Source organism: Arthrobacter sp. FW306-2-2C-D06B, from assembly GCF_021789175.1.
Lineage (GTDB): Bacteria > Actinomycetota > Actinomycetes > Actinomycetales > Micrococcaceae > Arthrobacter.
Genome location: NZ_CP084560.1, coordinates 706,314 through 725,318 on the forward strand (window position 1 = coordinate 706,314; position 19,005 = coordinate 725,318).

The window sequence follows — 19,005 nt, forward strand, 5'->3', positions numbered from 1 at the left end:
GGAACGGAAATGAAGGGGGATTAGTGGCGGGATGCCTTCGGGTCCAGGGCATCCCGCACGGCGTCGCCGAGCAGGTTGAACGCCAGGACGGTCACGATGAGCATGGCGCCGGGTACTGCCAGGAACCAGGGATCGCTGAGGTACCAGTTGCCGGATTGGGCGGCGTTGAGCATCTGCCCCCACGAAGGCGTGGGGTCCTTGACGCCGACGCCGAGGAAGGACAGCGCGGCTTCCGCCGAAATATTCGTGGGGATGAGCATGGTGGCGTAGACCAGCACGACGCCCATGACGTTGGGAATGATCTGCCGGAACAATACGTTCAGGTGCGAGGCACCGAAGGACCGCGCAGCCTCGACGAACTCGCGCTCGCGGAGGCTCAGTACCTGGCCGCGGACAATGCGGGCGAGGTATGCCCAGCCGAAGAACCCTAGAATGACCACTAGCGAAGCCATGGGAAGGAAGCTGCCTTGGCCCAGCGGGGTGTCGCGCAACCGTGACTGCAGGATGGGTGTCAGCGAAAGGACCAGCAAGAGGTGCGGGAAGGCAAGGAAGAGATCCATGATCCGGCTGATGATGGCGTCCGTCTTGCCGCCGAAGTAGCCCGCGGCTGCACCGATCACGGTTCCCAGGACCACGGAGACCGCGGTGGACAGCAGGGCAATAGTGAGGGACACCTGGCCGCCGTAGGCGAGCCGTGCAAACAGGTCACGGCCCAGTCCAGGTTCCACGCCCAGCCAGTGGCTGGCGGAGGGGTACATGTATCCGGGGAGCGGCAACCCGGGAGTCTGGAGGTCGTCCAGGACATCGGGGCTGGTGTTGGACGTGAACGGATCGTTGCCAGACATGGCACTGAGCAGCGGGCCGAGGATGGCGAACAACATGATGGCCACCACCACGCACAGGCTCAACAAGGCAATCTTGCTCCGGCGGATCCGCAACCAGGCAGTGGCCAGAAGTGACCGCGCCTCGGTAGTGGGTCTCTTCGGGGCCGTACTGGGGGATGGACTCGCAGCCGTAGCTTCGACGGTGGACTGTAGCTGGGTCAACGGGGGTGCTCGATTCATGATCCAAGGAGTGGGCTCCGGACTTTTTGTATACCAAAAATAGACAAGAGCAGGTTCGATGGGATGTAAATCACAAATATCGCGCTATCTGGAATACCAAACAGCTCTCTTTCCGTCCGTGTATGCTCGGGTGGAATGCAAGACGATGGGGAAGGGAAGGGTGGCCGAAGCCGATGCCCGAAACGTTGACAACCCGCGACGACGAAGCCCTGGCCGAACAGGTCTACCAACTGGTTCTTGAGGGAATAGTGGCGGGGAAATACGAACAGGGCGTGCGGCTGCGTGAACGGGAGCTCTCCGAGCTCTACAACGTTTCACGAATCCCCGTGCGGGAAGCTATCCAACGCCTCGAGCAGGATGGCTTCGTGGAAACCTTCCCGCGGCGTGGCGCGGTGGTGCGCCAATTGACGCTCACTGACGTCAATGAACTCTTCGACGTACGGCTCTGCCTGGAAACGTTCGCGGCCCGCATGGCGGCCGTCCGCGTCGCGGCGGGCGAACCGGGCGGCCATCTGCAGGAACTCCTCGATGACACGAGGCAAGCGATCGACGACGGCCGGACCGACGACGTCGTACGCCTCAGTGCGGCGTTCCACGCCGAAATCGTCCGGCTGTCCGGCAATCGGCTGCTGATCGAATCGGTCAAACCTTTGTTCGGCCGCATGCGCTGGATCTTCGGCCTCGCGCACAACCGCAGCAACGAGCTCCAGAACGACGAGCACATGGAACTGTGCAACGCCATCCTCGGCGGCAAGGCCGATCTCGCCTACACGCTGGCGTACTCCCACATCGAGCTCGGGCGTGAACCCGTGCTGAGGGGACTGGCACAGACGTTGGAGCCTTAAACCCCCGGGCTAGTCGTCGGAATCCGGGTATTCGTCCTCGTCGTACCGGGATTCCTCGGTTTCAGCTTCAAGGATCTTGAGCATCGCCGTGTCCGGATTGAGCATGATGGCAGCCTCGTCACGCCGGTGGCGCAGGATGGTGTCCAGGTAGGACTGCACGGCTTCAGCCAGGGGGATGTGGCTGTCCTGCTTCTGGCTCATGTACCAGCGGTGTTCGAGGACTTCGTGGACCACTTCCGCCGGCTCGAGCTTGCCTGCGAGGTCGCGCGGGATGGACCGGACGATGGGCTCGAAGATCTGGCTGACCCAGGTATGGGCACTGATTTCTTCGTCCATGTCCGGGTTGTTGTCCGCCCGGAATGAATCCATGTCGTTGAGCAGCCGGCGGGCCTGGTTCTCCTGGGCGTCCAGGCCCGTGAGGCGGAGCAACCGCCGTTGGTGGTGGCCGGCGTCGACGACCTTGGGCTGAAGCTGGATGGTGGAGCCGTCCGCGGTGGTCTTGATCGCGTATTCCTCGACGTCGAAGCCGAGTTCGTTGAGGCGGCGGATACGTGCGCCCACGCGCCAGCGTTCACCGAGCTCGAACGATTCCTTCTCGGTGAGTTCGGCCCAAAGCCGGCGGTACGAGTCCATGATGAGCTCCGACGTCGCCACCGGGTCCACCTTCTCCTCGATCAGGCCGCCTTCGAGCAGGTCCATGAGTTCCCCGGCGATGTTGACGCGGGCGATCTCCAGATCGTACTCACGCTGGCCCACAGATAGATCGGGGTAAAGCTCGCCCGTCTCGGCGTCCACGAGGTAGGCAGCGAACGCGCCGGCGTCGCGGCGGAACAAGGTGTTGGACAAGGAAACGTCGCCCCAATAGAAACCGATCAGGTGCAGGCGCACCAGCAGCAGCGCCTGGGCGTCGATAAGCCTTGTGAGGGTGTCCCGGCGCAGCATCTGGGAGAAGAGCGCCCGGTAAGGCATGGAGAACTTGAGGTGCCGTGTGACCAGCACGGGGTTCAGGGGCCTGCCGTCAACGGTGGTGCGGCCGGTGATGACCGCGACCGGTTCGACACAAGGCACATCCATTCGTGCCAGCTTCCGGAGCATGTGGTATTCGTGCCGGGCAACGTGCTCGGACGTTTCCTTGATGGCGATGACGGAGCCGGCCAGGTGCGCGAAACGCACGATGTGCCGGGAAATACCGCGCGGCAGGGCGGCCAGGTTCGCCGCCGGCCAGTCTTCGAGTGCGATGTGCCATGGCAGGTCGAGGAGCTCAGGATCCGCTGCCGCGGCGGTGATATTGAGGGATCCGATCACGCCCGCCGGCGGAGCAGTGTCATTGGCGCTGGCGGCCTCGGTGCGCGGGAGTTTGCCGATCTGCGCGTAGTCGGTGGGTTCGTCATGCCACTTGGCACCGCTTTGCTCGGTCATGGGGTCAATTCTTCCGTATGGAGGCTGCTGTTAACGACGACGGCGGCCCGTCCACTCGGAAGGGCCGCCGTCGGTAATGCGGTGATGCCGGCGAGGCTGTTAGTCGCCCAGGCGCAGGCCCGACTTGGTGTCGAACAAGTGCACGTGGCCGGACTGCGGACGAACGAAGATGGACTCGCCCTTCATCGGGGGGCGGCGGCCGTCGACGCGGGCCACGATGTCGTGGCTCTTGCCGTCAAGCGTGGTGTGGCCGTAGACGTAGGCGTCGGCGCCGAGCTCTTCGACGACGTCGACCTCAACTTCGAGGCCTTCGCCGGCACCAACGGTCTCGAGGTCTTCCGGACGGGAACCGAGCGTGACGGTCTTGCCGTGTGCCTCTTCGAGGACATCGTGCGGTACCGGGTAAACGGTGCCACCGAACTGGACGCCGCCGTCGACGACGGGCAGTTCGAGCAGGTTCATGGCGGGGGAGCCGATGAAGCCGGCAACGAAGACGTTCTTCGGACGGTCGTACAGGTTGCGCGGGGTGTCTACCTGCTGCAGCAGGCCGTCCTTGAGAACGGCAACGCGGTCACCCATGGTCATGGCCTCGACCTGGTCGTGGGTCACGTAGACCGTGGTGACGCCGAGGCGGCGGGTCAGGGACGCGATCTGGGTGCGGGTCTGGACACGGAGCTTGGCGTCCAAGTTGGAAAGGGGCTCATCCATGAGGAAGACCTGCGGGTTACGGACGATTGCGCGGCCCATGGCTACGCGCTGACGCTGGCCACCGGACAGTGCCTTCGGCTTGCGGTCCAGGTAAAGCTCGAGGTCAAGAAGCTTGGCTGCTTCGCGGACACGCTCAGCGCGCTCTTCCTTGGAGACGCCGGCGATCTTGAGTGCGAAGCCCATATTGTCCGCAACCGTCATGTGCGGGTACAGGGCGTAGTTCTGGAAGACCATTGCGATGTCGCGGTCCTTCGGCGGGACGTCCGTGACGTCGCGGTCACCGATCAGAATGCGGCCGGAGTTCACATCCTCGAGCCCTGCGAGCATGCGCAGGGAGGTGGACTTACCGCAACCGGAGGGTCCAACGAGGACCAGGAATTCGCCATCGGCGATGTCGATGTTGAGCTTATCGACGGCGGGCTTATCTGTGCCCGGGTACAGACGCGTAGCGTTATCAAAAGTAACTGTTGCCACAGTTATCAATCCCTTCACCGGCAGGTACGTGCCGGACGATCCGTTGTGAATGGTTCATGTTTATTCAGTTGGACTCCCCGCCCTGGGCTGGGCCCGGGCAAGGGAGACTGAGTGACGCCGCACGGTAGTTGTGCGCCACATCACAACCAAGAGTATGGCAGTAGCCCGGGTTATTCGCCTAAATGTTACGAATGTCACATGTGAGATGAGTCTCCCGAGACTGCGCGGCGACGCTCGCGAAGGAGCGCCTCCAGGAGTTCGGCGACGTGAACAGGGGCCTCGACGCGGAACTCGGCCTGGGTGAAATCCAGGCCGACCTTCACCCCGACGTCGCCGGCGCCAAGCCTGGCGATCGCGTCCTCGTCCGTCACGTCGTCGCCGGCAAAAAGGATTCCGGTGGCGGAGGTCGCCTGGCGCAGGAACTCGACAGCCTCCCCTTTGGAGGAATGCACCACGGAGGTCTCGAGAACCCGCTTGCCGTTCTTGAGGAAGACCCCTGGCCGGCCTTCAAGGACCGCCCGCGCGGCCGCGACAGCGTCCTCCGCCACGTCATCGGCGGCACGCCGGGTGTGGAGTACGACGCCGGCGGGCTTGTCTTCGAGGACGGTCCCCGGGGCTTCCTGCGAGATTCCGGCCAGGACCTCGCGGACTTCGGCGAGGAGTTCCCTTTGGGCGTCGTCGAGACGAAGCTCCGCCGAACCGGGGCCCATCCAGGCCTCCGCGCCATGACTGCCTATCAGCAGCGTGGCCTCAGGCGGCGAGGCGACCGCCCGGAGGCTGGCCAGTGCCCGCCCGGAGATGAGCGCCGTCGTCGTCCTCGGAAGTTTGGCGAGTTCAGCGAAAGCGGCGGCTGAGCGCCGGAGTGGGCGCGCGGCGTCGGCGTGGTCCACGATCGGGGAGATGGTGCCGTCAAAGTCCATGGCCACCAGAAGGTGGTCGGTTCCCGCGATCCTGCGCACGGCGTCGAGCAGTTCGGGCGTCAGGCTCAGCGGGGGAGTAGCTGCTGTCTCAGGAGTCATCGCGCACCACTGTTTCTGCCAGGGCCGAGAGGAATTCGGCGGACCAATGATCGACGTCGTGGTCGAGGATTTGCTTGCGCATGGACTTCATCCGGCGGCGGGATTCGTTCGGGGGCAGGTGCACCGCCCTCATGATGGTGTTCTTGAGTCCGTCGATGTCGTGCGGATTCATGAGGAGTGCTTGCTTGAGTTGATCGGCCGCGCCAGTGAATTCACTCAGGACCAACGCACCCGTGTTGTTGGTCCGGGCGGTGACGTATTCCTTCGCAACGAGGTTCATGCCATCGCGCAACGCCGTCACCAGCATGACGTCGGCCGCGAGGTACAGGGCGACCATCTCCTCGATCGGGTAGCTGTGGTGGAGGTAGCGAACGGCGGTGTTCTGCATCGTGTCGTAGCTGCCGTTGATGTGGCCCACGGTGCCTTCAATTTCTTCACGCAGGAGTCTGTACTGCCGCACGCGCTCGCGGCTGGGGCTCGCCACCTGGATCAGTGTGGCGTCCTCCACGGTGAGCCGTCCTTCCTTGAGGAGTTCCTCAAAGGCCTTCAAACGGTGGGGTATGCCCTTGGTGTAGTCGAGGCGGTCCACGCCTAGGAGGATCGTTTTGGGGTTACCGAGGTCCTGGCGGATCTGCCGGGCACGTTCGATGATGTCCGGGCGCTCCGCGAGTTCGCTGATCTGATCCACGGCGATGGAGATCGGGAAGGCCTGCGCGCGGGCAATGTGGGTGATCCGGCCGTCCGGTCCCTTGACGTGGACCTGCTGCTGTTTGACGCTTGCGCCGATGAAGCGGCGTGCCGAGCGCATGAAGTTTGCCGCGTCACTCGGGCGCTGGAAACCCACCAGGTCGGCGCCGAGAAGACCTTCGATGATGGCCTGGCGCCACGGCAATTGGGCGAAGATCTCCGGTGGCGGGAATGGTATGTGGTTGAAGAAGCCGATGCGCAGGTCCGGGCGCGCCTGGCGGAGCATTCTCGGCACGAGCTGGAGTTGGTAATCCTGGACCCAGACGGTGGCTCCCTGCTCTGCGTGCTGGACAACGGCGTCGGCGAAGCGCTGGTTGACCCGGCGGTAGTTGTCCCACCACGTTCGGTGGAACTCCGGCGGGGCAATGACGTCGTGGTAGAGCGGCCAGAGGGTCGCGTTGGAGAAGCCTTCGTAATAGAGCTCAACATCGTCCGTGCTGAGGTCCACGGGAATCAGGTCCATGCCTCCGTGGCTGAAGGGCTCCAACGCCTCGTCCGGGGCGCCGTGCCAGCCCACCCACGCGCCGTCGGTCTTCGTCATCATCGGCGCGAGGGCAGTGACCAGGCCGCCTGGGGAGCGGCGCCAACCTTCCTCGCTGTTTTCGCTGTCATCGTTGGTGTAACGGTCCACGGGAAGGCGGTTGGAGACCACCATGAAATCGTGTTTCCGGGCCTTTGGAGCCTGATTGCCTTCGGGCGCGCCGTCGATTTTTTCGCTTGCCGTTTCTTGCATTGCTGCCCCCTGGGGTTCCTTGTGACTCATCTCCCACCCTACCGGCGGGAATCATCATGGACACTTGCTCGTTCCTCAGACTGGAGTCGAAGACCCCAGCAAAGCTGCCGGTCTTCTCCCGTAAACTGGCACCGTTGCCCTAGCTAAAAACCAAAGCCGTCGATAAATCACGAGGAACTGATGAGCCCCGCAAACGAACCACGCCTGTCCAAGGCAGAGCGCACCGCCCAGGCCCGCGAAAAGGCCCGAGAGATCCGCGAAGCTCAGCTGAAAAAGGACAAGCGCAACAAGTTGCTCATCGGATGGGGCATTGTGGTCGCCGTCGTGGCGATCCTCGCGGTCATTGCCCTCGTGGTCACCCAGAACATTGCGAACAATGCCCCGATCGCCGATCAGGGCCCGACGCCGGCCAACGCCAACGTGCACGGCGGCGTGACGCTGATGAAGGGCACCGATGTGGCGAAGGTGGCCGCCGGCACCGTTAGCCTCTCGTCGCTTCCGGCGGCCCCGGCCACCCCGCCCGCCACCGTGACCGCTCCCGGCGCCGAGGCTGAAGCCGGCAAACCGGTCAAAGTTGTGGCCTACATCGACTTCATCTGCCCCATCTGCAAGAACTTCGAGACCACGTACAGCCAGCAGCTGACCCAGTTGCGCAACGACGGCAAGATCACCCTGGAGTACCGTCCGTTCGGCTTCCTGGACGCCAGCTCCAGCACCAACTACTCCTCCCGCGCCGCCAACGCTGCAGCATGCGTGGCGAACACGTCACCAGACAAGTACTCGGCACTCGTGGACCTGTTGTACGCACAGCAGCCGGCCGAGGGCAGTGCGGGCATTTCGGACAACGACCTCAAGAAGTTGGCCACCCAAGCGGGATCGGCCAACATTGACTCCTGCATCGACAACAAGACGTACCGGCCGTTCGTCAAGGTAGTCACTCAGGAGGCCAAGAATATCGGGATCTCCGGCACGCCCACGGTCTTCATTGACGGCCAGCAATGGGACAACAAGGCGGACTTCATGACCGTCCTGAATGCAGCTGTCGCAGCAAAGAAGTAGTTATCGAGGCTTAGGCCTCCTGCCCGCTGGAATTTCCGTGGGCAGGAGGTCTTGGGCTACCCTTATCTAGCGCACGCGCGCACCAGCTCCGGCCTGCCGGGGCACTAGTCCCGGTCCGCCGGGGCGCGCCTCCTTAGCTCAGTTGGCCAGAGCACCGCTCTTGTAAAGCGGGGGTCGTCGGTTCGAATCCGACAGGGGGCTCTTAGTTCGGCTCTGAGCTGCGGGTTTAGTGCCGTACGTGGGCTGGCAAGGGGCCAATTCCTGCAGCGTTTCGGCGGCGTTCCTCGGTTCGAATCGCGTCGCGGATAGGACAGGACACTGGCCTGCGGATTCAGACGACGGCTGCACCCTCAAATGCGATGAGGGGCAAACCGGCCGGCACGCCACTCATTCTCTGTCCTTACCGTGATTCATCGAAACGTCTCCTATCGATCAATGCGCCAAGAACATTCACAACACCAAGGCCGTTGGCTTCAGGGACGCGAACTTTCACCTAGGATCAAGCGTGGAGCCTTTTCATTGCTGTCGGGGACGATGCGGCTACTCGATGGTGGAAATTTCCAGGATTCTGAGCGCGATGCGCAAAGCGAATTTGGTGTCAGGGTTTTCGAGCGGTGCATCCAGGAGTTCCTCGATTCTTTCGATCCTCTTGACCACCGTGTTTCGATGGACCCCAAGGGCGCGCGACGTTTCCGCGAGGTTGGATTCGCTTTGAAGGTAGGTGTTCAGCGTTTTCCTCAGGTAGTCGGCGTCTGGTTCGGACAGTCGTTTTAGAAACTTCGTGGCTTGGCGAACGAGTGCGGGATCATGGAGCGTAGTCCGGATCAATTGGGTGGCGACGGATTCCTGGGCGTCAACAATCTGCCGGCGTCCCTTGCTGGAACTTGCTTGTCGAGCGAAGTCTTCGGCCTCCGCGATGCTTCTTGCAAATCCCTCCGGTCCAAGACGTGGCCTGGCGACGCCAAAAACGATTCCAGTTTCTGGCGGTGGTCGTAGGGTATCCAGAGCGGCGACGAAATCCCTGTAGTCGCGCCGGGTTGGTTGGTCCTTCCTTGTTTCCCAGATAAGCCAATGATCGATGTATTCGGACGAGTCCACTGTGTAGTCATACCGGGTCAAAGCGGCTGGAAGCATTCGTCCGATGTCGTGGGCTAGGGATTTCCGTGGGGCACGAACGCTTATGAGGGTGTGCCATCCGTTTAAGTTCCAGCCGACGCTGAGAGCTTGAGAGATGACGTGATCCGGAATTGCTCCGCCAGCGACAGCGAGCTGTGAGACGATCGCTGATCTTGCGGATTGAAACTGCTCGCTCGCGAAGCGTTGCCGGCTGAGCCACCTGAGCAACGAAAGGGCCCCTAATTCCATGAGTTCTTGTGCAGCCTCCAGCTCGAAGGGCGGGGCGTCGGGCTGGAATTCCGCGAGTATCCAAAGCGCTGGATCGTCGTCCTCCACAAGCGGGGGCAAGGGAACCGATACAAGGTTCGGGGTTTGGCTGGGGTCAAACAAGGGTGACGCCTCGATGTTGCCGAATGCGAGCGGCCGTTCCACTGCGCCTGCGAGCGGCAGGCCGAGTGAATTGATCACTGCTATCCGCGCGTTGACATACTTTCTGAGTTCAGAAACGACGCCCTCGGGGCTTGGCTCCATCTGATGGACGGCGTGGGTGAAGGCCGTCATATTAATGGACCGTGCCCAGAGATCCGATCCCATGAACCTGCTGAGGGATGCGGCCACGGCCACGGTCGCTTGGGGCTGGTGGAGCGCAACCACGTTCATTCTGAGTTTTCGCGCAAGTTCCAGGGTAGAAAGGCCGAACTCCGAGAGCGGTTGGAAGTCCTGAGGCGTGGTTGGTATCAGGATCACTACGCCCACGCCCTTTCGCTTCAGCTGCGGAAGCAGGATTTCCAAGGCATAGGAGGGAATCCAGGAGGATATCCAGATGCCTTCGAGATTGCTGACCTGCACTTCGTCTGGTGGATCAAGATAGGCAGTGGTGGCGGCTCCGCTGGCGCTGATCTCGTTAGTGCAGATGAACGTGAAGCTCGAAACGGGGTGTTCCAAGATCACGGAGCTGTCCAGCAGCATCGGACACCGCAGTATTTCACGAAGGGTCAGCCGGGCTGTCACAGCGAGTCTTCGAGGGAAGGGATTGTGTACCCGTAGCCGGAAATGTCGACCAAGGCCTGCGCTGCAGATTCGCTCCATTCGCCCGGGGCCTCAAAGACAACGACGTCTACCCCGTAACCGGGCAGGATACGCTCACTGAGGAGGGGAATGCCGGTATGGCTGTCCAGGAGGCAGATAATTTGGGGGGCCTTAGCAAGCAGCCGGCCTTCGTCGAGGAGCAGCAGGAATTCGTTCTGTGCCTCGATTCGAAGGTATCTTCCTGCGGCCCGAACAATCATCGTTCCTTTGGCCTGTACCCCGGCACCGGAATCACGGGGGGCGGGTTCCCAGTGAACGTCCACAACACTCCCTCGGCCCACAAAAAGACATCCTGCAGTGTGAGTACAAAAATGAGATATCGCATCGCTGACGGACTGCATCAGTTCCTTGGAGTGCTGGAACTGGCGTCCAAGCTCCAGTGCTCGTCCAAGCGTCCGGCTTATGCCGCCTTCCCTCGCCTGTAGCGCATCCATGGGGTACCCCGCGAACGCCACCCAGCCGCCAAACAATCCCATGAGAACGCGCAGGGCACGCTCGGATTCCTCGGCAGTTGATCCTGAAATTTCGACGCACCTCCCCGAAGTGTCGACCAAAGCACAAGGAGTCATCGAGACACTCTGCGCGTTGAAAGTTGTCTGGTGCAGTCCTGAGAGTCCTCGCCCCATGCCATCCATGTCGACCAGCGGGATGCCCAGGGCCGCGGCCACAAGGATCGGTGCGTAGGCATTGATCCCAGCCATTTCGAAGGCACAGACAAGTGCTCGTCGGCCTGGAAATTTCTGGGTAACCGCATCAAAAGCTCTTACGTACGGCTCCGATCCGCTGGGTTTTTCGCTGAAGGCCAACGCCGACCCTGCCAGGCCAACGGCCACTACGACATCGCCAGGAAGGATTTTACTTGGCGGAAATACGGTCACGCTGCCGCGATGTTCCAACAGACTCCGAGTCAAAAGAGACATGGCGTGAGTGTCACCGGCCCCTCCCGAACCCAGCATTCTCGCGCCAAACTCCAATGCTTCCAGGTCCGTGGCCTTTAGAAGCCAAGACATGGGCTGCCTCCTTCGGATGCGTGCGTGGGGGACGAATGTGTTAAGTATGCACATGATGAGGGCATTTAGTAGTCAGAGCAACCATTGATAACGACCGCCGCGGGCCGTAGCTTCGTTTCATTCCCTCCTATCCCTGAACCTCTTCCGGGTAGGTACCTCATAGCCAAGGAGCACCGATGGCAACAACTACTGATAAGAAACACTCGGGGGAGGAGGACTACGCCCTTGAGCGCGTTCCTGACCACGCCCGCTACAGCTGGTGGTCGGTGGCCGTTCAAAGGTTCGGCCAAATGTCAGCGCTTTCTCAGTTCCTTCTCGGGGCAGCCCTGGGATTTGGAATGGACTTTCCCACCGCCCTGCTCGCCATCTTCCTTGGATCAGTGATCCTGGAGGCGGTTGCCATCATGACGGGAATCCTTGGCCAAAAAGAAGGCCTCTCAACTTCTGTTCTCGCTAGATGGACCGGCTTTGGACGTCATGGATCCAGCATCATCGCCCTGTTCATCTCACTTAGCCTGGTCGGATGGTTTGGTGTCCAAAGCGGCGTGGCTGCTGGAGGGCTTGCCAATCTGGCGCCCGCTATTCCCGCATGGGCGTGGGCCCTTGCGGTCGGCGGCGTCGTGACCGCGGTAGTCATTTACGGCTTCAAGAGCATGGCCTGGACCGCTTACATTACGATCCCCGCGTTCCTCCTGCTCGCCGGTTGGTCGATTGTCTCTGAGCTGCAAAGGCACAACCTCGGCGATCTGGTTAACCAGCCGGCCCCTGGACCGGTCCTTAGCCTGGCCGCGGGGACAACACTGGTCGCAGGCGGATTCATTGTCGGCATGGTGATTACCCCGGATATGACGCGCTTCAACCGCAGACCCTCCGATGTCATCAAGCAGACGCTGCTCGGCGTCACCCTCGGGGAATTCATGGTGGCCATCGCCGGCGTTCTCCTTGCCCATGCACTCAAGACCAACGACATTATCGCAATTGTCACGTCCAGCAGCGGGTTTGTCGGCACGATCATCATCGTTGCCGGCACGATCAAGATGAACGACTGGAACTTGTATTCGGCATCTCTGGGCATTGTGAACTTCGTCGAGACAGTATTCAAGAAGCGAGTGAGCCGCACGAGCGTCACGATCTTTATCGGGATCCTGGGCAGCGCACTCGCCGCTGCCGGAATACTGAACTACTTTGTGGATTTCCTGATCCTGCTCGGAGTCACGTTTCCCCCCATCGCAGGCATCATGGTCGCCGAATATTACATCGTAAAGAAATGGCGAAGGGTCCTATCCGCATCTGCCCCCGGGCTGCCGGCAACAGAGCCAACGTGGGTCATTGGGACCCTGGTGGTCTGGGCAGCTTCGGTGCTGATTGGAACGTTCCTGCCATGGGGGGTAGGGTCCCTGAATTCGCTTGGTGCTTCCCTGATTCTCTACGTCATCGCCGGCAAACTCGGATTGATCAAAGGCACATCCGAAAAGGCGCTCTCACGCCGATCGATTACTGAACCGCGCGCACTGCAGGAGGAATACAAGTGAAGATAGGCATCGATGTTGGCGGGACCAACACGGACGCGGTGCTCGTTGACGGAAGCGAGGTCCTCGCAGGTGTTAAAAGTCCGACAATGAGTGATGTTGGAGAGGGGATTACCGGGTCCCTCCGCCGACTACAGAGCGCGTACTCCTTTGATTCTGCCGACATAGACGCCGTCATGATCGGCACCACGCATTTCATCAATGCACTGGTCGAAGCCGAGCGGCTTGCACCGACGGCGGCAATCCGGCTCGGACTTCCTGCAACGGGCGGACTGCCCCCGTTCGTCGGCTGGCCGACACGGATTACTGAAGCGCTGCACGCCTTGCCCTACATGTGCCGCGGAGGTCATGAGTTCGATGGAAGGGAAATCTCTCCGATTGATCCTGACGAGATACGCAGGGCAGCCCAGGACGCCGTAGCCAAAGGGGCACGCAGCTTCGCAATCTCTTCCGTGTTTTCCCCAGTCAACTCGGAGTTTGAACAGAGGGCAGCGGAAATCATAAATGCCGAATTTCCGGAACTTCCGGTCAGCCTTTCCAACGAAATCGGCAGAGTGGGGCTCCTCGAGAGAGAAAATGCGACTATCATCAATGCCGCCCTTCGTGAGCTTTCAGCAGATGTGTGTTCCTCACTCGATCAATCCCTGATGGCGCTAAACATCCATGCCCCGCTGTTCCTGAGCCAGAACGACGGTACATTAATGGATGTCGATTTCGCCCGTAAATACCCAGTGGCCACCTTTGCCTCAGGACCGACCAACTCAATGCGCGGCGCCGCCTACCTCTCGGGCCTCAAAGACTGCATAGTGGTCGACGTTGGCGGAACAACGACTGACGTCGGAGTTCTCCAGTCCGGCTTTCCCCGCGAGGCGGCAACAGAAATTGAGGTGGCGGGAATCCGAACCAACTTCCGTATGCCTGATGTGTTGTCCGTCGGCCTCGGCGGCGGCAGCCGCATCAGGTTCGACAATGGTGTGACCGTCGGGCCGGACAGTGTTGGCTACAGAGTCACGGAGGAGGCACTCGTTTTCGGAGGCAAAACTCTGACGGCGACCGACATCATGGTCGCGGCGGGTGATGCGGAGATCGGTGACCCCGGCCGTGTCAGCCATCTGGATCCTTCAATGGTGAAGGCGGCCAAAGTCGAAATCCACCGAAGGATCGCGGAGACGGTCGACAGGATGCGCACGAGTTCCGACCTCGTCCCGGTGGTCGCAGTCGGCGGCGGCGCGTTCCTGGTACCGGAACAGATGGCCTGCGCCAGTGACGTTGCCCGTCCGGGGCAATCCGGAGTAGCAAATGCCATCGGCGCCGCCATAGCCCAAGTCGGGGGCGAAGTCGACCGTATCTTTGCTATCCCGGCAGGAAGGCGCGAAGAAGTGCTCGACCAAGCCAGGGAGGAAGCAATCAGCAAAGCCGTAGCTGCCGGAGCCAAAGCCAGCACTGTCCAAATCGTGGAGATCGACGAGCTGCCCCTGGCCTATCTGCCAGGAAACGCCTCCCGGGTACGCGTCAAAGCGGTCGGCGACCTGCCGGCGTCGAAATAGCCCCACCCAGAACCCTGACCGCAGGAAGTAGAAGGAAGAACAACATGAGTTTCTATCTGTCACTAGACGACGTCCCTGACTTGGCGCGGGGCGCGGCAATACTGGGTACAGGCGGCGGCGGAGATCCGCTCATCGGCCGTCTGCTCGTGGAGGAATGCCTCAAAAACGGAAAAAAGATCGAAATCCTCGATCCGTCCGAACTTGACGACGATGACTTTGTCATTTCCACGGCCATGATGGGCGCTCCGACTGTCGTGGTCGAGAAAGTCCCGGCGGGTACTGAGGCAGTCCGGTCGCTCCGTGCTTTGGAGAAACACCTCGGAAAAACAGCCGATGCGACAATCCCCATGGAGTGCGGTGGACTGAATTCCATGATTCCTCTGGTCGTCGCCGCCGAAGCGGGTATCCCGGTTGTGGACGGAGACGGAATGGGGCGAGCCTTCCCGGAGCTTCAAATGGAAACGTTCGGAGTCTATGGAGTGTCCGGATCACCACTCGCTGTTTCTGACGAAAACGGGCACACCTGCATCGTCGATACCGGCCAGGACAACCAGAGGATGGAGACTTTCGCCCGCGCGGTCACCATCAAGATGGGGGGCGCGGCCTACATCGCCGAGTATCCAATGAGCGGAGCAGACGTCAAGCGAACTGCGATCCGCAACACCGTCACCCTGGCCCTCAATATCGGCCGGACTTTACGTAAGGCCAAGGACAAACATCTTGATCCGCTGGCAGAACTCGGTGCCTTCCTGAAGGACACAATATACGGTCATGGAACCGTGCTCATGCGGGGAAAAATCGTTGACGTTGAGAGGTTCGTTAGGGACGGGTTCACCCAGGGGTTTGCCACTGTGGAGTCGTTTGATGGTGGCGACGAGATGCGGATCCAGTTCCGGAACGAGAACGTCATTGCACACAAGAATGGTGCGGTCGTTGCCATTGTTCCGGACCTTATTACGATAGTTGATGTTGATCTGGGCACACCCATCACTTCCGAGGCCCTGCGGTTCGGACAGCGGGTGGCCGTCTACGGAATCTCGACTCCTGCCATCATGCGGACCCCGGAAGCGCTGCAAGTCTTTGGCCCCCAGGCTTTCGGACTCCATGAGCCATGGGTTGCCCTAGAGGAATTAAGCGCCGCCCGATGACATCGTTTCAGACTCGTTCCGCGCTGGCCGACACCTTGGTTTTTGACGGCCATAACGACTTGCCTTGGGCTCTGCGGCAGAAATTCGACTCCCGCGTCGAGGAGATCGACTTGTCGCAGCACCAGCCCCGCTTGCACACAGACATTCCCCGGCTTCGGGAAGGCCGGGTCGGTGCGCAATTCTGGTCAGTCTTCGTCCCCTCCAACATGCTGCCGGCCGACGCCGTCGTGGCGACACTCGAACAGATCGACTGCGTGCACCGGATCATCTCCAAGAATCCCGAAACCTTCAGCCTGGTGGACTCTGCCGCTGGCGTGAGAACCGCCGTCGCAGAGGGAAAAATTGCCTCGCTAATGGGTATCGAAGGAGGGCATTCCATCGACGAGTCGCTTGGCGTGCTTCGGATGATGAGACGTATAGGCGTCCGCTACATGACTCTCACACACAACGACAACACGCCGTGGGCGCGCTCGGCGACGGGCGAGCAGGTCGACCATGGGCTCACCGATTTCGGCAGACGCGTGGTCGGCGAAATGAATCGTCTCGGGCTGATCGTGGATCTATCCCACGTAGCCGAGCAGACGATGCATGACGCGCTGAATACGAGCTCTGCTCCTGTAATTTTCTCCCATTCATCTTGCCGCGGCGTCACCGACCACGTCAGAAACGTGCCGGATGCCGTGCTTGAGAGACTGCCTGGAAACAACGGCGTGCTCATGCTTACCTTCGTTCCCGCCTTCATCTCCGAGGCCTGCGCGGACTTTGAGCGACATTCTGATGAACTCCGGCAAAGACTCGGCCTTCGGACAGGGTTCCATGCAGGCCAAGAGGAAGAGGACGCCGCGGCCGCCGCAGAATATGCCCGGTGGACGTCGCAGAACCAAGCTCCGCAGGCCACCATCGCCGACATCGTCAGACACATGGAACATGCACGCGAAGTAGTAGGACCCCAGCATCTCGGCATTGGAGGGGATTTCGATGGCATCGAACAACTGCCCCGGGGAATTTCCGGGGTATCAAGCTACCCGACCGTCATGGACGCGCTAGCCGAACGGGGCTGGTCCACTGCTGACCTGCGCAGCCTCGCTTTCGGCAATGTCCTCCGGGTGCTGGAAGATACGGAGGCGGCCGCGAATCAAGATCTGATCCCCCTGTCCCGGCAGCATGCAGAACCTACCCACCAACGCTGATGTCTGGGCGCATCACCTGCTTTCCGCCGGCGCTATTCGACATGATCTGTCCCGTGTGTCTGAGGGGGTCCCACGTGTGAGCCACCAAGTCCGATAGCCGAATTCGGAGATGTTTGAATGCTCGTGATTTTTGTGGCGATGTCCGTGGACACTCAGCACCATATGTACGTCGTTGTCCGCTAGCTCGAACTTTTTGTAGCCGTCGTCTTCCACGATTGCAGTCAACTCCTCGAGCTGTTTGGTGTGCTGCTGCTCGTCGTTGTTCGTAAATGCGAAGGGAAGTACCCGTTGCGTTGGTGCGTACGCGGCAACCGTTACAACGGCGAGGGGATTGGTCCCTCAGCGCCGGGATCTCGTGCTCAAGGACCCGTCATGGTCACGACTGCCTGGGTTTGGCTTCTACTGGTTGAGCTGGGCGATAAGGGTGTACGTGACCAGGATGGCCAGCAGTACGACGAAGATCCGCAACGCCCACAGTGCTTTGCGGGTGCCGGGGCTCATCGCGATTGGGGGGACCGGGCGGGATTTTGCTGCGGACAGCTGTCCCGGTTCAAGAACCGCGGACGGATCCTCGCTGTGATACTCAAAGCTCTTCATCGTGCTCCTTGTCGGTTGCGGAAGTTCCGCGGATTTGGGGTTCGTTGGGTTAGGCGGGGAAGACGCCGATGGTCTGGAGGAAGGAGATGATTCCGTAGCCCGCGGCGCAGAGGGCGATGAAAACGATCACCAGGGTTCCGAAAATATTCGTCACGCGCGTGTTGGCCCATTCGCCCATCAGCTCACGGTCGCTTGCCAGCATCATCAGGAGGACAAGCGTGACCGGGAGTAGAACGGTGGCCAGCACATTCGCGTTCAGTGCGATGGCCAGCAGCGGCGCACCGGGGATGAGGATCACTGCTGCTGAGATCAGGGCCGTGGTGACGCTGACCCCGTAGAATAGGGCCGCGCCGCGAGGGGAACTGTTGAAGCTTGCCGAGACCCCGATGCATTCGCCGGCGGCGTAGGCGGTGCTGGCTGAGATGGTCAGGATCGCCACCGCTCCGGCTTCGATGAGACCCAGAGCGAAGACGGCGCCGACCGGTGTTCCCGCCACGGCGCTGAGGGCGGCAGGGAATCCTGCCCCGGCGAGGCCCTGGATGGCTTCGCCGCCATGGGTGAACAGAACCGCTCCGGCAATGAGGGCTGCGCAGCCAAAGACCGCGGCTAGTCCTGCCCCGACTGCCGTGTCGAGGCGGCCGTGTTTGAGGTCATGGTGGGTTATTCCTTTATCTGCCGAGGCGCTCTGCTGGAAGAACACCATCCACGGTGTGACGGTCGCCCCGATGGTTGCGGTCAGCAGAAGCAGAAGCGTTGTGAGCCCTCCGGTGGGTAAGGGTGACCAGGTGGCGAAGGCGTGGCCGATGGCGCCCGGATCCGGGTGGACCATTATTGCGGCGACCAGGAACAGGCCGTTGAACACGGCCAAGGCCAGGACGATCCGTTCCCAACGCCGGTACTGCCCCCCGGTCAGGGTCAGGATCACCAGGAGGATGCCCAGAGAGGCAGCTAACGGTGCTCCCAGGCCGAAGAATGCTAGGCCGACACGGATGACGACGAACTCGGAGACCAGGGTGACGAGGTTTGTGAGCACGAGGTCCGCTGCTCCGAGCCACCCCCACAGACGGCCGTAGCGTTGCAGGACGAGTTCCCCGTAACCGCGGTGGGTCACGGCGCCGACTCGCATGGACATTTCCTGGCAGAGGTAGGACATCGCGAATAGGACAACGATGAAGGGCAGGAAGAACCCGGTGCCGTAGCTGGCCCCGTCGGCGGCGTAAGAGACCATGCTGGGCCCGTCGTTTTCCCCCAGCATGGCCAGCAGCCCCGGACCGGCCAGCAGCCACGCCAGATGGTGCCGTTTTCCGGAGCGCCGTGCCCGGCTGACCCGTGCCCGGTCAGTGGACCGGACCACATCCTCCCGCGTCAGGGATGAACCGTTCGTATCCAACACGATCACCAACCGGCCCGGCGGACCGAAACAGGCGGGCAACGGACACACGCCGACGCTTGCTGGAGGTGGACCGTTGGATGGGACACGGCAAAGAAGGAAAACCTCGTTTCAGAATCAGAGGCTGCGGAGGAGACAGCGACGCGAACAGAATAGGGCCTGATCTTTAAGAGCATTGGTTCCTTCCGGAAGGGTCTTGGACTGGCTGTCCCGCCCCGAGGCTGGTCCGGTCCTGGGCCGGGAAGGACACCCCTGCCGGGCGTGGCAAATTTCTTCTCCACCACGGCTCGGCTGGCTTTGTCTGTCGATGGCCGTCGGCAT

Annotated in this window: 15 protein-coding genes and 1 tRNA gene; 7 read left to right on the forward strand and 9 right to left on the reverse strand. The window is 61.3% G+C overall.

The window, feature by feature from the left end; all coding sequences use genetic code 11:
• Positions 1–20: 20 nt before the first annotated feature.
• Positions 21–1,064 carry an ABC transporter permease gene (locus LFT47_RS03490; protein ID WP_236815278.1) on the reverse strand — a complete coding sequence of 348 codons (1,044 nt, stop codon included), beginning with the start codon at positions 1,062–1,064 and terminating at the stop codon, positions 21–23.
• 173 nt (positions 1,065–1,237) lie between these two features.
• On the opposite strand from LFT47_RS03490, the gene LFT47_RS03495 reads away from it, so the two are divergent.
• The gene (locus tag LFT47_RS03495; protein ID WP_236815280.1) at positions 1,238–1,909 is read left to right on the forward strand and encodes a GntR family transcriptional regulator; all 672 of its coding nucleotides are present in this window, start codon (positions 1,238–1,240) and stop codon (positions 1,907–1,909) included.
• Between the two features lie 9 nt (positions 1,910–1,918).
• Here the strand turns inward: LFT47_RS03495 and LFT47_RS03500 are convergent, their stop codons facing one another.
• The 4 genes from LFT47_RS03500 to LFT47_RS03515 form a co-directional block, all read right to left on the reverse strand.
• Positions 1,919–3,328, reverse strand: a complete 1,410-nt coding sequence (locus LFT47_RS03500; RefSeq protein ID WP_236815282.1) for a DUF4032 domain-containing protein — start codon at positions 3,326–3,328, stop codon at positions 1,919–1,921.
• Between the two features lie 99 nt (positions 3,329–3,427).
• The gene (locus tag LFT47_RS03505) at positions 3,428–4,510 is read right to left on the reverse strand and encodes an ABC transporter ATP-binding protein (RefSeq protein WP_234751365.1); all 1,083 of its coding nucleotides are present in this window, start codon (positions 4,508–4,510) and stop codon (positions 3,428–3,430) included.
• Positions 4,511–4,704: 194 nt separating this feature from the next.
• Positions 4,705–5,529 carry a trehalose-phosphatase gene (gene otsB / locus LFT47_RS03510; RefSeq protein ID WP_236815289.1) on the reverse strand — a complete coding sequence of 275 codons (825 nt, stop codon included), beginning with the start codon at positions 5,527–5,529 and terminating at the stop codon, positions 4,705–4,707.
• Positions 5,519–7,009, reverse strand: a complete 1,491-nt coding sequence (locus LFT47_RS03515; protein WP_272909606.1) for an alpha,alpha-trehalose-phosphate synthase (UDP-forming) — start codon at positions 7,007–7,009, stop codon at positions 5,519–5,521. The genes otsB and LFT47_RS03515 overlap by 11 nt, the downstream gene beginning before the upstream one ends.
• Before the next feature lie 180 nt (positions 7,010–7,189).
• Here LFT47_RS03515 and LFT47_RS03520 point away from each other — a divergent pair, with 180 nt between their 5' ends.
• The gene (locus LFT47_RS03520) at positions 7,190–8,068 is read left to right on the forward strand and encodes a DsbA family protein (protein ID WP_236815291.1); all 879 of its coding nucleotides are present in this window, start codon (positions 7,190–7,192) and stop codon (positions 8,066–8,068) included.
• Positions 8,069–8,195: 127 nt separating this feature from the next.
• A tRNA-Thr gene (locus tag LFT47_RS03525) sits at positions 8,196–8,269 on the forward strand.
• 339 nt (positions 8,270–8,608) lie between these two features.
• On the opposite strand, the gene LFT47_RS03530 is transcribed toward LFT47_RS03525, so the two are convergent.
• The gene (locus LFT47_RS03530; protein WP_236815293.1) at positions 8,609–10,153 is read right to left on the reverse strand and encodes a PucR family transcriptional regulator; all 1,545 of its coding nucleotides are present in this window, start codon (positions 10,151–10,153) and stop codon (positions 8,609–8,611) included.
• A 38-nt stretch (positions 10,154–10,191) separates the two neighbouring features.
• Positions 10,192–11,337: a DUF917 domain-containing protein gene (locus LFT47_RS03535; protein WP_336885425.1), complete on the reverse strand. Its 1,146-nt coding sequence runs from the start codon at positions 11,335–11,337 to the stop codon at positions 10,192–10,194.
• 122 nt (positions 11,338–11,459) lie between these two features.
• Between LFT47_RS03535 and LFT47_RS03540 the strand changes: the two genes are divergently transcribed.
• From LFT47_RS03540 to LFT47_RS03555, 4 genes are all read left to right on the forward strand, one after another.
• Positions 11,460–12,815, forward strand: coding sequence for a purine-cytosine permease family protein (locus LFT47_RS03540; protein WP_236815297.1), 1,356 nt, complete (start codon positions 11,460–11,462; stop codon positions 12,813–12,815).
• A complete protein-coding gene (locus LFT47_RS03545) occupies positions 12,812–14,359 on the forward strand; it encodes a hydantoinase/oxoprolinase family protein (protein WP_236815299.1) in 1,548 nt (515 codons plus the stop codon). The genes LFT47_RS03540 and LFT47_RS03545 overlap by 4 nt, the downstream gene beginning before the upstream one ends.
• A gap of 80 nt (positions 14,360–14,439) precedes the next feature.
• Entirely contained in the window at positions 14,440–15,507 is a 1,068-nt protein-coding gene (locus tag LFT47_RS03550; RefSeq protein ID WP_336885426.1) for a DUF917 domain-containing protein, read from the forward strand.
• Entirely contained in the window at positions 15,504–16,697 is a 1,194-nt protein-coding gene (locus tag LFT47_RS03555) for a dipeptidase (protein WP_236815304.1), read from the forward strand. The genes LFT47_RS03550 and LFT47_RS03555 overlap by 4 nt, the downstream gene beginning before the upstream one ends.
• Positions 16,698–17,096: 399 nt before the next feature.
• On the opposite strand, the gene LFT47_RS03560 is transcribed toward LFT47_RS03555, so the two are convergent.
• Both LFT47_RS03560 and LFT47_RS03565 read right to left on the reverse strand, forming a co-directional pair.
• A complete protein-coding gene (locus tag LFT47_RS03560) occupies positions 17,097–17,294 on the reverse strand; it encodes a hypothetical protein (RefSeq protein ID WP_236815306.1) in 198 nt (65 codons plus the stop codon).
• 49 nt (positions 17,295–17,343) lie between these two features.
• Positions 17,344–18,687 (reverse strand): NRAMP family divalent metal transporter, encoded by a 1,344-nt coding sequence (locus LFT47_RS03565; protein ID WP_236815308.1) that lies wholly within the window; start codon positions 18,685–18,687, stop codon positions 17,344–17,346.
• Between the last annotated feature and the right edge of the window lie 318 nt (positions 18,688–19,005).